The organism is Clostridium sp., assembly GCF_022482905.1.
GTDB lineage: Bacteria > Bacillota > Clostridia > Clostridiales > Clostridiaceae > Clostridium_B.
Genome location: NZ_JAKVOI010000001.1, coordinates 1,870,713 through 1,887,540 on the forward strand (window position 1 = coordinate 1,870,713; position 16,828 = coordinate 1,887,540).

General features: G+C 33.5%; 14 protein-coding genes and 1 riboswitch. Of the genes, 1 reads left to right on the forward strand and 13 read right to left on the reverse strand.

All coding sequences use genetic code 11. The features are described 5' to 3' along the window. Window positions 1–11: 11 nt before the first annotated feature. The 12 genes from LKE46_RS09245 to LKE46_RS09300 all read right to left on the reverse strand — a co-directional run bounded on the left by LKE46_RS09245 (window position 12) and on the right by LKE46_RS09300 (window position 12,166). Complete coding sequence (locus LKE46_RS09245; protein ID WP_291720974.1) at window positions 12–722, reverse strand: amino acid ABC transporter permease; 711 nt, start codon at window positions 720–722, stop codon at window positions 12–14. 20 nt (window positions 723–742) lie between these two features. Further along, window positions 743–1,462, reverse strand: a complete 720-nt coding sequence (locus LKE46_RS09250; protein WP_291720977.1) for an amino acid ABC transporter permease — start codon at window positions 1,460–1,462, stop codon at window positions 743–745. A gap of 52 nt (window positions 1,463–1,514) precedes the next feature. Continuing rightward, on the reverse strand, window positions 1,515–2,375 hold the full coding sequence (locus LKE46_RS09255) for a transporter substrate-binding domain-containing protein (protein ID WP_291720980.1): 861 nt from the start codon (window positions 2,373–2,375) through the stop codon (window positions 1,515–1,517). 27 nt (window positions 2,376–2,402) lie between these two features. Next, window positions 2,403–3,158, reverse strand: coding sequence for an amino acid ABC transporter ATP-binding protein (locus LKE46_RS09260; RefSeq protein ID WP_291725638.1), 756 nt, complete (start codon window positions 3,156–3,158; stop codon window positions 2,403–2,405). Between the two features lie 214 nt (window positions 3,159–3,372). Beyond that, window positions 3,373–4,050, reverse strand: a complete 678-nt coding sequence (locus tag LKE46_RS09265) for a FadR/GntR family transcriptional regulator (protein ID WP_291720984.1) — start codon at window positions 4,048–4,050, stop codon at window positions 3,373–3,375. 199 nt (window positions 4,051–4,249) lie between these two features. Next, window positions 4,250–5,896 (reverse strand): hydroxylamine reductase, encoded by a 1,647-nt coding sequence (hcp, locus tag LKE46_RS09270; RefSeq protein WP_291720986.1) that lies wholly within the window; start codon window positions 5,894–5,896, stop codon window positions 4,250–4,252. 92 nt (window positions 5,897–5,988) lie between these two features. Then, the gene (locus LKE46_RS09275; RefSeq protein WP_291720991.1) at window positions 5,989–6,876 is read right to left on the reverse strand and encodes a DUF4097 family beta strand repeat-containing protein; all 888 of its coding nucleotides are present in this window, start codon (window positions 6,874–6,876) and stop codon (window positions 5,989–5,991) included. A 4-nt stretch (window positions 6,877–6,880) separates the two neighbouring features. After that, window positions 6,881–7,537, reverse strand: a complete 657-nt coding sequence (locus tag LKE46_RS09280; RefSeq protein WP_291720994.1) for a permease prefix domain 1-containing protein — start codon at window positions 7,535–7,537, stop codon at window positions 6,881–6,883. Further along, entirely contained in the window at window positions 7,530–7,871 is a 342-nt protein-coding gene (locus LKE46_RS09285; RefSeq protein ID WP_291720997.1) for a PadR family transcriptional regulator, read from the reverse strand. Before LKE46_RS09285 ends, LKE46_RS09280 begins: the two co-directional genes overlap by 8 nt. 147 nt (window positions 7,872–8,018) lie before the next feature. Then, complete coding sequence (zupT, locus tag LKE46_RS09290; protein WP_291721000.1) at window positions 8,019–8,822, reverse strand: zinc transporter ZupT; 804 nt, start codon at window positions 8,820–8,822, stop codon at window positions 8,019–8,021. A 43-nt stretch (window positions 8,823–8,865) separates the two neighbouring features. Beyond that, the gene (locus tag LKE46_RS09295) at window positions 8,866–10,248 is read right to left on the reverse strand and encodes an amino acid permease (RefSeq protein ID WP_291721003.1); all 1,383 of its coding nucleotides are present in this window, start codon (window positions 10,246–10,248) and stop codon (window positions 8,866–8,868) included. A gap of 264 nt (window positions 10,249–10,512) precedes the next feature. Beyond that, a riboswitch (glycine riboswitch) is annotated at window positions 10,513–10,599 on the reverse strand. 166 nt (window positions 10,600–10,765) lie between these two features. Next, window positions 10,766–12,166, reverse strand: coding sequence for an APC family permease (locus LKE46_RS09300; protein ID WP_291721006.1), 1,401 nt, complete (start codon window positions 12,164–12,166; stop codon window positions 10,766–10,768). 611 nt (window positions 12,167–12,777) lie between these two features. Between LKE46_RS09300 and LKE46_RS09305 the strand changes: the two genes are divergently transcribed. Then, window positions 12,778–13,176, forward strand: coding sequence for a (deoxy)nucleoside triphosphate pyrophosphohydrolase (locus tag LKE46_RS09305; protein ID WP_291721009.1), 399 nt, complete (start codon window positions 12,778–12,780; stop codon window positions 13,174–13,176). A 14-nt stretch (window positions 13,177–13,190) separates the two neighbouring features. Here LKE46_RS09305 and LKE46_RS09310 read toward each other — a convergent pair whose 3' ends face one another. After that, entirely contained in the window at window positions 13,191–16,097 is a 2,907-nt protein-coding gene (locus LKE46_RS09310) for a DEAD/DEAH box helicase (RefSeq protein WP_291721012.1), read from the reverse strand. Window positions 16,098–16,828: the final 731 nt, after the last annotated feature.

Here is a 16,828-nt window from a genome sequence, read left to right on the forward strand (position 1 = left end):
TATCACCTCATCTATTGTGCTATAGTTCTTCTATATCTGCCAGTATTGGATTCAATTACAGAAAACAAACTGTCAACCCCTATACAAACAACCCAATATATCAATGCGGCTACTATATAGGTCTCCATAAATCTCTGTGTACCAGTTGCATAATTCTTTGCAGCTCCCATCATTTCGATAATACTTACCATATATGCCAATGATGTCGCCTTTAATATATTCACAAAATGATTTCCGAAAACAGGAATACATACAACTGTCATCTGTGGAATTATTATCCTCCTCATTGATTGAAAAGTTGTAAATCCTATGGAAGCACAGGCTTCAATTTGGCCTTTAGGTATGGTATTGTATGCTGATATTATCATGTCACACATATATGGAATATAAGTTATACCAAATGCAAATATACCAAATATCATTTTAGGCGGATCTTTTATGTCATAGCTAAAGCCAAGACTATTTGCCAATGGTTGAAGCAGTGACGGCATTGAATAATATAAAATATACAGTATTACCAGAACCGGAATCCCCTTTAAAAATGAATTTATAAAGTGTACTACCTTTGACAATATAAATATATTTTTCGTGATTATAATAGAAAATATCAAACCAAATATCAAAGCCAATATTGTAGCAGCCAAAGTCATATACATGGTAACTGAAAACTTGGACATTATGGGTTTTATACATTCAATCATATATCCTAAATCTAGTTCCATAGCTGTGCCACCCTCCTTTATTATGTAGTTTGACTTGTGTTTTCAATAATCGAACTGGAATTATCGCATCTGTTGAGTCTTAAAGTCACACTGTGTGAAATTGCAAACATTACAGATCCCATTATCCAATATATAATTCCTGCTGCTATAAAGGTTTCTGTCTGGCCAATTCCATAGTTGTTATATGAAATCTGCTTTGCCATTCCCATCATATCTGCTACACCTATTGCTATTCCAAGAGATGTATTCTTCATAAGCTCAATAATCATATTAGTTGTGTTGGGCAGTGCTTTTGCCGCAGATTGTGGAAATATTATTCTTCTGAATATTTGGAATTTTGTCATTCCAATACTTTTTCCAGCTTCTATCTGGCCTTTGTCTATATCCAAATATGCCGAACGGAATATTTCAGCGAAAAATGCTGCCTCATTCATACTAAAAGCAATTATTGCATAGATTACATTATTCCAATTTGAAGTATCTACCTCTAAATTACTTAAAATCAACGGAATACCTATAAAAGCCAATAGTAACTGAACGATCATTGGGGTGCCCCTCATAAATGATATATATATACTTGCTATGATTCTGATGATTTTATTTCTGCACACCCTGGCATATGTTAATATCATTCCTAGAACAAAGGCAATTCCAACTGAAAATACCAATATTTCCAAAGTAACGGGCAAAGCACTTAATATAATTGGTAATTTATCAATCATAAATTCTATTTGTTTCACAAAATACGCCTCCTTATAAGGATGTTTGTCCAATTTTATAAAAATAAATTATCTATTTTTTGTATACATCTGCTAAGGCACCAGTCTTTTTTGCAATATCCCATACATCCTTATTCAACCATTTTTTAGATAAATCAGATAATTTTCCTTCTTTATATAGCTTGACCAAGCATTCGTTAATTTGATCTCTTAAATCAGTATGATTTTTATTTATTACAGCTACACAAGGAGCAGTATATATAGGTTCTGAGCAATAAAGATCCATAGGTTCTTTTTTGATAATATCGTAAAACATCGTATCTCCACCAAACCAAACGTCCCATCTTCCATTCAATACCCCACGCATACCATCTGCATATGGTATATAATTTGAAACTTCTTCCTGTTTGAATTTAACATTTGGATATTTCTTTGCAAGATCATGTAATACCACATATAATCCATCATTAGGTGGGTTTGGGACTAAAGTTTTTCCATTTAAATCTTCAAATTTAGTGAAGCTGTCCTTTTTACGTGATATTAAATTTACCGGATAATAAGATTCTGGATTTGACAGAATAAAATTTTTTTCTCTCGCAGGTGTTATGAAATGAGCTGATGCAGAAAGCGCATAAGTACCTGCCTGAACAGCTGCCGCAGCTGCATCTGGTTCAACTGCATTATAATGAAATTTGTATTGAGGCAGCATTTCATCAATCATAGTCAACAGTTCATAATCATACCCTTGAAATTTTCCATTATTGTCTACATAAGTATAAGGCGCCATTCCAGTTAATATAGCAATTTCAACAGTTTTGGGATTATCTGCAGTACCTTTGGTGGAATTATTCGCTGAATTGGATTTGCCACAACCTGATAAGAAAATTGTAAATACTATCATTACACTAACTAATACATTCAATATTTTTTTCATAATAATCCTCTCCTAAAATATTATATTTTACAATACTGAGCTTTCTTTTTGTTCCATAATTCTTGATAGAAATTGTTTTGTCCTTAATTCTCTAGGACTATTGAATATCTTTTTCGGCAGTCCTTCCTCAACTACTACTCCATTTTCCATAAACACTACACGGGTAGCAACTTCTCTTGCAAAAGATATTTCATGGGTTACAACTACCATGGTAATACCTGTATCAGCCACTTTTTTTATAGTACTCAATACTTCTCCAACCATTTCCGGATCCAATGCCGAAGTTGGTTCATCAAACAATATTACTTCAGGATTTAATATTAAAGCCCTTGCTATTCCTGCCCTCTGTTGTTGTCCACCTGAAACCTGTGAAGGGTAATTATTCAGCCTGTCCCCCAAGCCAATACTTTCCAGTAATTCTATACTTCTTTTTCTGGCCTCAGATTTAGGGATTTTTTTCACAACTACGAGACCTTCCATAACATTTTCAAGTATGGTTCTATTTCTAAATAAATTATATAGTTGAAAAACCATTGCCGTTTTACTTCTTAGCTTTCTTATGTCTTTTTTGGATGCCTCACTGCAATCCACTTTAAAATCGCCTACTATTACACTTCCGGAGTCAGCTTTTTCCAAAAAATTGATACACCTAAGCAACGTTGTTTTTCCAGAACCGCTTGGCCCAAGTATTACTACAATTTCTCCTTTTTTTATATTCATATTAATTCCCTTCAATATTTCATTTTTACCAAAAGATTTATGAATATTATCAAGCCTTATCATATAATCCATATATATTTCCTCCCTATAATGATTAAACATTATTAAATTAACAATTGGTACTACCGGTTGTACCAATTGTTAATTTAATAATTATTATAGCATCTATTGAACTATTGTCAATATTTTTTTATTATTTTTACAAATAAAATAAAAAAAATACAAGCTGTTATTTTTAACAGTACTTGTATTTTAATAATCACTGGCTATATTGATTTTATTTTAATTTTTCCATTTCTGCTGCAAGACAGTTTACATGAGAATCTACAGCCTTTATTATTTTATCTTCATTTCTCTCTTTTATAGCATCAATCATGGCTCTATGTTCTCTTTGGGCCTTTTCCGCCCTATCTGGATATAAATAATGAAGTTTATATAAATTCTTACCTGAAATTTTATTAAATGTATTTATAAGTAATGCTAAAGTTGAATTTCCTGTACATTTTGCCAGTTCTATATGAAAATTAATATCCTCCTTTTCAAACCCAATTGTATCTCTAATTGATGATTCCATTCTAGCATAGATCCTTTCTAAAGATTCTATATCCTCTTCCGTAGCTACCTTAACAACTTTTCTGGCAACAGCTTCCTCCAGCACTTTTCTTACTTCCAAGATTTCATAGAGATTTGATTTACTGATACTTATGGCTTCCTGAAGCTTGCTGGTTATCACACTGTCCTTTGGTATGGATACATATGCTCCCCTGCCTGTATATATTTCAACCAACCCCTTTTCGCTCATCACTTTAAAGGCTTCTCTAACTACGTTACGGCTTACATTATATTTTTCAGCCATTAATCTCTCTGAAGGCAATCTTGTACCATCAGCTAATTCACCTTGTTTAATTTTCATTTCCAAATCTTCAACAATGGTGTTATATAAAAACTGGTTCACAAAAACTCACCTCCCTTATCTTTAAAATATACTACCTGTAATACCGGTAGTACCAATTATTATATAAATAAGCCCTTCATCATATGTATACTTTATTCTATTAACATTTTTCTTCAAAGTCAACATAATTAATAAAAATCATAGAGAATCAATTATTCCCTATGATTTTATCTATTATATATAATTTAAAAATATGTTTTTACTTTCCAAAGAAGAGTTCTACGTCATCCTCTACAGATCCTATACCTGCAATTCCAAAATTCTCTACCAGTACTTTTGCTACATTTGCCGAAAGAAATGCAGGAAGCGTAGGTCCAAGATGAATATTTTTTACACCAAGGTACAACAATGCGAGAAGTACTATTACTGCCTTCTGTTCATACCATGCAATATTGTATACAATAGGAAGCTTGTTGATATCATCCAATCCAAAGACTTCTTTCAATTTCAATGCAATTACCGCAAGAGAATAAGAGTCATTACACTGACCTGCATCAAGCACACGAGGTATTCCTTCAATATCACCCAGGTCAAGTTTGTTGTACTTGTATTTTGCACATCCTGCAGTAAGGATTACTGTATCCTTAGGAATGGCTTTTGCAAAATCAGTATAGTAATTTCTAGATTTGGCCCTTCCATCACATCCTGCCATAACAACAAATTTTTTGATAGCACCTGACTTAACTGCCTCTACAACTTTGTCCACCAGTGCAAGAACCTGATTATGCGCAAATCCACCTACGATTTCCCCCTTTTCTATTTCAGTAGGAGGAACACATTTTTTAGCATGCTCAATAATCTCCGAGAAGTCTTTTTCCTCTCCTATTTCACCTGGAATGTGCTTGCATCCCGGGAATCCTGCAGCACCGGTAGTATATAATCTGTCCTTATAAGTGTCCTTAGGAGGAACTATACAATTCGTTGTCATTAAGATAGGTCCGTTGAAGCTTTCAAATTCCTCTTTCTGTTTCCACCATGCATTTCCATAGTTTCCTGCAAAATGTGAATACTTCTTGAATGCCGGATAATAATGAGCTGGAAGCATTTCAGAATGAGTGTATACATCAACACCGGTGCCTTCTGTCTGCTTCAGAAGCATCTCCATATCCCTCAGGTCATGACCTGAAATAAGTATACCAGGATTATTTCTCACTCCTATATTTACTTTTGTAATTTCAGGATTGCCATAGGCGGATGTATTTGCCTTGTCCAAAAGTGCCATTCCATTTACACCGTATTTACCAGTTTTCAGTGTCAATGCTACAAGATCATCTACAGTCAAAGTATCATCCAATGTTTTCGACAATGCTCTCTGTATGAATGCATCAACTTCTTCATCATCCTGAAGCAGGGCATTGGCATGTTTTGTATATGCAGAAAGTCCTTTTACTCCGTAAGTTATGAGTTCACGCAGACTTCTTATATCTTCATCTTTTGTAGAAAGCACACCGACTTCAGCTGATGCTGCTTTTTGTACAAACTCTTTTCTATCTGAACTGTCCCATAATGCAGCTTTCGGAAGATCATTTTTATTGTCCAGCTTCTCCAGAAGCTCCCTTTTCTTTTTTAGTGTTTCAAAAATTCTCGAAGCTATGGCATCTTCATCAAAATTTGCATTTGTTATTGTTGTAAACAGATTGTATGTTACAAGATGATTTACTTCCCTGGCTACCTTTTTTCCCTCATTACGGAGTGCCGTAGTGACTGCAGATATTCCTTTTGTCACATATACAAGCAAATCCTGCACAGCTGCTACTTCAGGTCTTTTACCACATACTCCTATTTTGGTACAGCCTTTACATCCTGCTGTTTCCTGACATTGATAACAAAACATCTTATTTTCCATGATTACTTTCCTCCCTGTTTATCTTTATGAACCTATATTAACATGGTTTTAAGAAAAGTTCCGTAACATATGTTACGGAACTTTTCTATTATCTATTTTTTAGATATATTTATGTCTCCAGATACAGTACTGATATCTATTCTTTCATATGGCCCGCTTCCAATTTTGGCAGAGGCACTGCTGTGTTTCTCATTCTCATAGTTTATTGGAAAATTCGAATTTATATTACCGGAGATACAATTTCCATAAAATTCAAAGCCCGACTTTTCTGGAATACTCAAATTTATATCTCCTGAAGTAGCCTTTACCTGCCCTGAACCTGAAAGTAAATTTATATTTACATCTCCTGAAATTGAACGTATATCATAATGTTTCGAAGCCAGATTATTGATGCTTACATCTCCGGAAGTCGAGTTCACATACATGTTATTGCTTACAATATTGTATTCACTTTCAAAATCACCTGAATTCTGATCTATTTCTATATCATCCATTTTTACATCAGATGCAAAAATAATATCCCCGGAAGCCGTATATATACTCAAACTTTTCATATAATTCTTAGGAACATATATGTCTATCTTCTCACTAAAATTCAATTGGAATATTCCATAGGATCTGTTGATCCTCTCCACTTTTACTGTAATATCATTTGTTCCCCTGGTAACTGCAAACTTTTCTCTGTCTTTAAGTGCTGATGTTGAATTTTGAACAATCCTCAGATTTGAAGCATCAACAGTATGAACAATTACGTCTGCATTTGAAAAATTAAAATTCATTTTACTGCAATTTTTCAGTGGCACATTCTCATCTTTCTGAATTGTATATGTCCTATTGAATGAACTGTTTTTCAGTCTAAAAATCTCTGAAATTCCTGTAACATTTGCACGGTGTGTCAGACCGTATACGAGAAAACCTACGGACACCGCTGCAATAATCGACCATATTACAATCAATATCTTTATTAAATGTCTATTCATATTTCTACTCCTTTAATTTAAAACTCAATACAATAATTTTTTCTACTGCCGCTCCTATTATGAATATAATCCACGAATATGCCCATGCCCCAAATACAAAACTTAAAACGAAATAAACAGCAACTATAAAAAGCCACATTATAGACTTTATAGATTTGATTATCTCATTTTGCGTATTATTTAAGGATTTCCATTCCTTGAATTCTTCTACTATGGTATCATCGGATTTTACATATCTTGGTCTGGATACATGACTATATATAATAATACCGGTGGCAACAGCAATTATTGTAAGCATTATACTTGCAGCCACGTTTTCGTTAACCATAAAAACTTCACTTAACAATATTAAAACGACCACACTCATTATATACAATCCAACTGAGACTGAAAGCAAAATAGCACTTTTTTTACGTTGTTTCTCGATATTTTTGTAGTTGAATACATCATTATTTTTTAATTCCTCTATAAGTTCATCAACATCTCCAATACTTGAAATTGCTATTTTAAAAGCATCCTCTTCATTTTTACCCGAAGACACCAAATCATCATATTTATCTGTAAGATTAGCCAAAAGTTCTTCCTTGAGTTCATTAGCCCTATTTGTCTTTGGTGCATTCTGAAATAATTCTTCAACACTTTTTCTCAATTTTTCATGCATTATACCTACCTCCATTAATCAATTCTTCAATTAATTCTTTTGACTCATCCCAGTCTTTCCTGTATTGGTCAAGAGCTTTCCTTCCCAATTCAGTTATGGAATAGTACCTCCTTCTTGCTCCAGTAGTTTGATTTCCCCAATATGAAGTTATCAATGATGCTTTTTCAAGCCTTCTAAAAGCTGAATAAAGAGTGGCCTCCTTAAGTTCGTACCTGTTGTCTGTCTTCTGTTTTATGAATTTGTTTATTTCATAACCATAGCTGTCTTTGGACTCAAGTTGTGCAAGAATTATGGTTTCAGTATGTCCCCTTATTATGTCAGATGTTATAGACACAGCATCACTTCCTTTATAAAATTATACTTTATCGTCTTACTTATAATATAATATTATATACCTCGCCTGTCAATATATATTGCATAAACAAAAGCATAGATAAATTTTGCAGATCAAATTTATCTATGCTGTAATACAAAATATCAATTAAATAAACAGCAGCAGGCTTACAGCCATAACTATCATTCCAAATATCAACCCATATATGGATAAATGGTGCTCGCCATATTTTTCAGCAGCTGGCAGCAATTGGTCTAATGATATGAACACCATTATACCTGCCACTGCTGCAAAGAGTATTCCAAACGTTGAATCACTTATGAAAGGCAATAATATCAAATACCCAATAAATGCACCCAGAGGTTCCGACAGTCCAGATAAAAATGAATATATAAATGCTTTTTTTCTATCTCCTGTGGCAAAATACAGAGGTACCGATACTGCTATTCCTTCAGGTATATTATGAATAGCTATGGCAACAGTTATTGGTACAGCTATTGTCGGTTCCTTCAATGCTGCTGTAAAAGTAGCCAGTCCTTCTGGAAAATTGTGAATAGCTATAGCCAGTGCAGTAAATGTTCCCATTCTCATCAGATTACTATCAACACCATTTTTACCTTCGCCTATATCCTTCATTTCATGAAATTCATGTGGATTCTCATAACTAGGAATAATTTTATCAATCAATGCGATTAAAAACATTCCTCCAAAAAATGCAATCACAGTAATCCAGGATCCCATTTTTATTCCAAATTCAGATACAAGAGAATCCTTGGCCTTAAAAAAGATTTCAATCATGGAGACGTAGATCATTACACCTGCAGAAAATCCAAGACTCACTGCTAAAAATTTGGTATTGGTTTTTTTAGTGAAAAAAGCCAGCGTGCTGCCGATTCCCGTAGATAATCCGGCAAAAAGAGTCAATGCAAATGCCACAATCAGGTTATTCATGTTAAGCCTCCACAAATAAGTATTAAAGTAATTATAGCACATCTTATCCCAAATCCGTTCCGGCATCTTCCTGATTTTTCTTTTTTAGTTTGAGTACCTTATAAATAATTCCAAGAGCTACAAACCAAACCGGTGTCACGAACAGAGCTATACGTGTTTCCTTATTGAGCGCCAGTACAACTAGAACAAAAGCAATAAATACCAAAATCACATAGTTGGCAATTGGATAAAATGGCATTTTGAATTTGTTCCTGGCAGCAAGTTCCGGATTAGTTCGTCGATACTTCAAATGGCAGACAACTATAATTGCCCAAATAAAGATAAAGCAGAATGTAGATATACTCGTAATGAGTACAAACACTCCCTCGGGCATAATGTAGCTTAGAATAACCGAAATCAGAATAACAGCTGCAGAAAAAATCAGGGCATTTGACGGCACTTTATGAGAAGTCAATTTCTTCATGGATTCGGGTGCATTATTTTCTCTGGCAAGAGAGTAAACCATCCGGCTTGTACTGAAGATACCGCTGTTACAAGCAGATGCAGCTGATGTCAGTACGACAAAATTTATAATACTGGCTGCGGCTACTACTCCCACTGCAGCAAACACCTGTACAAATGGGCTTTTGGCTGGATTAATTGAATTCCATGGGTATATGCTCATAATAACAGTAAGCGCCCCAATATAGAAAATAATAATTCTAATTGGAATATTGTTGATTGCTCTTGGAATAACATGCTCTGGATCTTCTGTCTCACCGGCTGTTAAACCGACTAACTCAATTCCAGTAAAAGCAAATACAACCATCTGAAAAGAAAGTATGAAACCGCTCATCCCATTTGGGAACCAGCCACCGTGATTCCAAAGGTTTGCAAAACTAGATAAACCCGCATTCGTAGAAAATCCTTTAATAATCATAAATGTACCAATTAAAATCAATGCTACGATAGCAACAATTTTAATTAAGGCAAACCAAAATTCCATTTCCCCAAATAAACTTACCGCAGTAAGATTCATAATCAACAAAATTATAAGAGCTACAAGACTTGGAACCCATTGTGCCACATTCGGGAACCAGTACTGCATATAGAGTCCGGAAGCAGTTAAATCAGCCATTGCAAGCGAAATCCAGCAGAACCAGTAAGTCCACCCAGTAATAAATGCTGCTCCATCTCCAAGATAATCATATACAAATTCTACAAATGAATGATAATTTAAATTGGAAAGCAGCAATTCCCCAAGAGCACGCATAATAAGAAAACAAATTATTCCTGTTATAGTATAGGCAAATAAAATAGATGGACCTGCCAAGTGAATGGATCTTCCTGAGCCGAGGAATAATCCAGTGCCAATTGCACCCCCAATTGCAAGTAATTGAACATGACGATTTTTTAATCCCCTCGATAAATCTTGATTTTCCGACATATATATTCCGCCTTTCTAATTATTACTGTATTATGCATTCGTTATTTGATCGTCCAAGTAATAATAGAAGTCATGTCAGGATGGACTCCATCTTTAATCGGTAAAAATCAAAGTATCCTTCCAAATAGTATTTTTGTAGTTGATCCATTTTATCCCTCCATTTTAATAGAAAGGCATATGATAAAAACCTTTCTAAAATATAAATATTTGTAATTGGAGATACAAATGGGAATAGATAAGATCCAAAAGAATTTAAGATATTTTACCTTTTCCCCTGTCCTTTTACCTGAGAGTTTTACCTTGCGGCTTGCTCCTTCGGTGCTCGTTTAGAGTCTCTCCAAGGATTCATCCAATAGCGGTCATCTCTACATTAAATAGGTACCTGAAAGATTTACTTCTTCGGTGAATGACAATAGTCATAACTCTCCCACTATTTTCATCTGAATTGTTGTTTTTTACCGTTATATACTAATACAAATTCGGTAATATTGCAATAATTTCTTCATAATTTAACTTTCTATGATATTTTCTCGTCTCCATCACTTTCACTCTGCACTGTACTATGAAATCTTCCATAAGAAAAATAAACTATCAATCCCAAACAAAGCCATACGGAAAACCCGATCCAGGTTATCAGACGCATGGATATCAGAAGTATCAGACAACACAATATAGTTACAACAGGTGTAAATGGTACTCCCGGGCATTTGAATTTTCTTTCTACATCCGGCATTGCCTTTCTCAAATAAATAACGCCTGCGGATACTACCATAAAACTCAGCAGTGTACCTATACTGAGAAACTCCACTATTACATTCAGCGGAAGAAGGCCTGCTATTATAGACGCTATAACACCCGTTATTATAGTAGCCTTAACCGGAGTGTTGTGCTTTGAATTTATTTCGCAAAACACCTTTGGTATGAGTCCGTCTCTGGACATAACCATGAATATTCTTACCTGTCCATATAACATTGCTATCATGACGGAAATCATTCCCAGAATTGCACCAATGCCTACAAGCGCAGATCCCCAGGTAATGCCTACCCTCGCAAGTGAAGCCGGGACTGCATTGTCTGAAACTATTTCTTTATATGGAACCATTCCAGTAAGCACCACCGCCACTGAAACATAAAGTATACATACTACTGCAAGGCATATTATAATCCCTCTAGATACATCTTTTTTCGGATCTCTTGCCTCCTCTGCAGAAGTAGAAATAGCATCAAATCCTATGAATGAGAAAAATACAGTACTTGCACCTGTAAAGACTCCTTTCCACCCATAAGGCATGAATGGCTTATAGTTGGATACATTTATATGTGATACTCCAAGAAAAATAAAAAGAAGTATTATTAGTATCTTTACTGCAACAATAATATTGTTTACCCTGGAACTTTCCTGCATGCCATAGCAAAGAAGCGCCGTTAGAAACAATATTATAGCTACTGCGGGAAGATCTATAGCTCCTCCTTTGCCGGGTGAACCGGCTATAACAGATGGAAGATTGATCCCTGCCGACTGCAGTATTCCCCTAAAAGTACCAGACCATCCTGAAGCAACAGCACTAACTGCAACAAGATATTCCGCAGTCAGACACCATCCTATAATCATGGCCACAAATTCTCCAAAAGCAATATAAGAATATGAATATGTACTGCCTGCCACCGGAAACATTGTAGCAAGTTCACAATAACATAACCCACATAAACATGCTACTATTCCAGCCAGAACAAATGAAAGTATTATTCCCGGGCCTGCTGCATGGGCCCCTTCACCTGTAGCAACAAATATTCCAACTCCAACTACGGCACCTATGCCAAGTGCGGCTATGTCTTTGGATGTAAGACTTTTTGACAAATTTGTTTTTTCCACACTGCTTCTCAACTGACTCAGCGTTTTCTTCTTGAAAAGATCCATAAAATGCCCCCTAATCCAGTCTTGTTACACCAATGTAGTTTATTATATAATATTTTGCAATAAAACAAAAATCGCTTGATTATATTGTATTATTTATTGCACTATTTATATCCTGTAAATTGTAATAATTAACATTAAATTTGCTGTTTTAATAATAAATGAATAATTTCATGTAGTCAAAAATAATAATTTCACACAATTAAAATAAAAAATAAAATTACTTTGAAACCTGATGAAATATCATCCGATACCCAAAGTAAACATAAACAGAGTTCTTTGCTTCAGGTGGGGTTTTTGAAACCATCTGAAGTTTAGAAATCGTTATCAAGTGGCAGATAGCCTTTCCCGAGATCTATCTATTATCTGTAACATGTAAATTTTACTAAGCACACTAAATTCATAATCCGCCCTTCTTATTACTGAGGTTATACCATAAAATATAAAAATTATACAGATAAATTTGTGGGCTCTTTTTATCTGCATTATTTAGGTTTTTATTAAGCCCCAAAATCTTATCACCGTTTTTCTTATCTGTATAAAATGAAATGTAATTTATTATAAAATTTTTAAAACCAACAGCTTTATGATACATTAGTAGGGAGGTGTTGTTCATGAAAAAATTATTAAAAGTTGTTGGAGCAATTATAGAAAATAAAGATAAAGAAATCTTGTGTGCTCTCCGTTCTCCTAAAATGTCACTTCCAAATAGATGGGAGTTTCCAGGTGGCAAAATAGAACAGGGAGAAACTTTTAAACAAGCTATTGAAAGGGAAATCAGGGAAGAGTTGTCATGTACGGTTGAATTTATAGATGTTTTTAATAACAGTATTTATGAATATGAAAAATTTACGGTAAATCTAATTACAGTTAAATGTAAATTGATATCCGGAACTCCCACAAAAAATGAACACTCAAAATTAATATGGATGCCTAAAGAAAATTTACCTTCTTTAAACTGGGCACCTGTTGATATCCCAACTATGAAAAAACTTTTACAGGAAAAAGTATAGCAAAATTAAATCTGCTATACTTTTTTGACAAATTCATTATACAATCCAAATGGCACTTGATTTTCCAGCTTTATCTTTATCGTTATAGGTTTTTCCTCCTGATATTCTATTACATTTCCCTTTCCTATATAGATATATGGCTGAACCAATCCATCTATCTTCTTATATTTTCTTATAAAAATATGTAAATTTACACTTCTCTCTTTATTGTGTATTATATTTTGCCCTCTCTCAGAATTTTGGGATGTACTATTTGGACTTTGCCACTGAAAAAGGTCTTCATTTATAAATTTATCTTTGTAATTAATACTCTCTTTAATTCCCTCTTCCTTATGCAAATCTACAAAAATAAAATATTCGCTGCCATTGCTTATAAGACCACTTCCTCTAAATGAGCTGTGAGCTTTTTCATAATTTGACAACAATGCAGTATCCGTCATTTTATACTGCATATATAGCTTTAAAAAAGGTATTCCATAATATTTATTGGAAAATTCCTTCTCATATCTTATAAGCCCATAATTCACAATATCCTCTATATATTTTCTATATTCACTGTTATGCATTAACTTTTTAAAATTCCAGGCAGAATATAATTCTTTGTTTTTTAATTCAAAACATTTAATAGTACCATGCATTTCAGCTTTGTCATAATAATTCTGATTCAAATATTTAAAAGCATGATGAATGCTTTTATCATCCACATATTCAATATGTTTTAAGATTTCATTTTTAGCCTGTCCAAAGTTTATACTTTCATGGCTTAAAAGGTACTTTACTATACTAAATTCATATACTCTTTTTATGGGCAGCTTTCCTGTGAATTCTTTCAGAACTTTAAAAAAGTCATCATTTTGCAGCAATTTTTTTAATTCTTCGTCTTTTTCTATTTTAGCTACAAATGCAGGATAGATCTTTTCCTTATTAACAAACTTAAGTGGATCAGGTGCTCCATCATACTTCATATAATCCATTAAAAAATATGAAACTCTTCCTCCATTCATCTTCTTAAACTCCATATACTCTTCTTTTAAATATTTCATGGAATTAAAATTTTCTTCATCCAGCTGCCTTAGTATTCTCTCCTGGACAATCCTGTCCATTTGAATATTAGTACAACCGTGTAAATCTTCAAATTCAGTGGCCACAGCCACCTTCAAACTATCCTTGTCATAATATCTTGAACCATTAAGAGCTATAGCTATTAAAAATGCTCTTTTATAATTACCTATAAAATCAAGCACCGTTAAAAAGCTCTTTTCCATGTATTTCCTAAGACCTCTCCCAAGCTGCTGTATAAATATTACAGGAGATGTGGTAGGCCTGAGCATTAAAATCAAATTAACAGATGATATATCTACGCCTTCATTAAATATATCCACAGTAAATATAATTTCCAGTTCATTAGTGTCTTCTTCAAGTTTCTCTATGTACCCTTTCCTTTCATCAGCAGAATTTTTCCCCGTCAAGCACACACTTTTTATACCCCGCTTGTTGAATTCAGAAGTCATATATTGGGCATGGTCAATGTTTGCACAAAAACCTATGCATTTTCTCTTTTCTCCATCATAACCATAGAAATTCATCTTTTCTATAATAAAATCAACCCGTTCATTTACCTTGAGCCGTTTGACTATTTCGTCCACATCTTTCATATCAACATCACTTATGTCAATGGAATCAATATCTGTTATTCCAAAATAGTGAAAAGGAATAATTAAATTCAATTCCAGTGCTTCCCTAAGTCTCACTTCCAGTGCCACATTATTATCAAAAATATCAAATATACTCTCCCTGTCATATCTTTCAGGTGTAGCAGTCATTCCAAGTAAAAAATCCGGTTTAAAATACTCCAAAATTCTCTTATAAGATAGACTAGACGCATGGTGAGCTTCATCCAAAACAATATAATCGAATTCATCTCTACTAAAATATTCCAAATAATTATTCATGGATTTTATAGTTGAAAATAAGTAATCACAATCCAAGTCTTTGCTTGAACCCGTTAACAGCCCTAATGTCCTGTGTTTATTTTTCACCAATTTGGAAAAAGTATTTTCAGCACTTCTTAAAATCTCTTCTCTATGAACCAAAAAAAGCATCTTTTGGGGATTATAATTCATAACATCAAAAGCCGATAAATAAGTTTTCCCTGTACCGGTAGCCGCAATAATCAGTGCTCTTTTCTCACCTGAACCCCTGAGTCTCTTTAAATTTTCCATAGCTCTGATCTGCATATCATTTGGCCTTATTATTTCATAATCATTAAAACATAGTGCCTCATCATGTCTTCTTTTTTTGATTTCTCTCAAAAAATTCTCATAACTGTTTAAAAATTTATTATCTACAACAGAAGTTGTTTTCCACAAATTTAGATATTCCTCAAGAACCTGACAGGAAAAGCTGTCACCTTTTTTTAAAATTGTTCTCACATTCCACTCCACATTACTCTTTAAAGCCCTTTGGGTAATGTTAGAAGATCCTATAATAATCTTGTAATCTTCACTATTCTCAAAAATATAGGCTTTTGTATGAAAACCCTTATCTCCGGAAGCAATAAAAACTTTCAAATCAATGTTATTAAACTTTCTTGTTCTTTCAAGCGCCTTTGGTTCAGTAAAATTGAGATATGTAGAAGTTATAATTCTCCCTTTGATTCCCTTTTCTTCAAGCTCTTTAAAACTATCAAGTAAAAGCTGGAGTCCGCTGAAATTTATAAAAGCCACACTGAAATAAAATTTTTCGCATTGACTCAGACATCTTTTTAGTTCACTTAATAGATTACCTTTATCTGAATTTACTATTAATTTATTATTTACGAGATAATTACTATCCTCTATTTCCTTATTTTTAATATCAATATATGTATTTTCCTGCTTTTCATTATTTATTTTATCAGGTATGGATTCCATGATTTTCATCTGTCCTTAAAATAATTTTTTAAATCTATTTAATAATTTATCAACTCATACTGCCACCTCTCCTCTGCTGTCAATTACCCCAACAGCCCCTTTTGTGAGAGATAAAACCATGGAGGCAGCTGTCTAAAAATATTCATGCTATCTTAAATATTATAAATCACTATGTGAATTTTTACTATGTTCCTCTTGCCTTTAGTTTTCAGCAATTAAAGTATATGATATAATCTAAAATGTAATAAGAAAAATTTATATGGCTGCCTCTTCTTTATTCATGGGTGGATTATGGTTAATAATGTCTGCGTATGAAGAAGAGGTGATGTATTTATGGCAGGAGAATATTTAATATTGTTCTTCAGTTTATTTTCAATAACTGCTGTTTGTATAGTGGCGTTATCTGATAAAAAGTCAGATATTAAAATCGAAAATAAAATAACTTTGTGACCTGATGAAATATCATCCGATACCAAAGTAAACATAAATAACTCTGAAAAAAATAATAGATAGGCTTCCTTAAACTCTATCTATTATTTAAACCATGTAATTTAATCAAGCAGACTAAATTCATAATCCACCCTTCTTATTACTGATATTATACCATAGAATATAAAAATTATACAGATAAATTTGTGAGTCATTCAGGGCAAACGCATGAAAAGTAATATTTTGTTGTTTAGGAAATGTATATTAAAAAACGAATGTAAATCATATTAAATTTTCACAATTTTTAACAT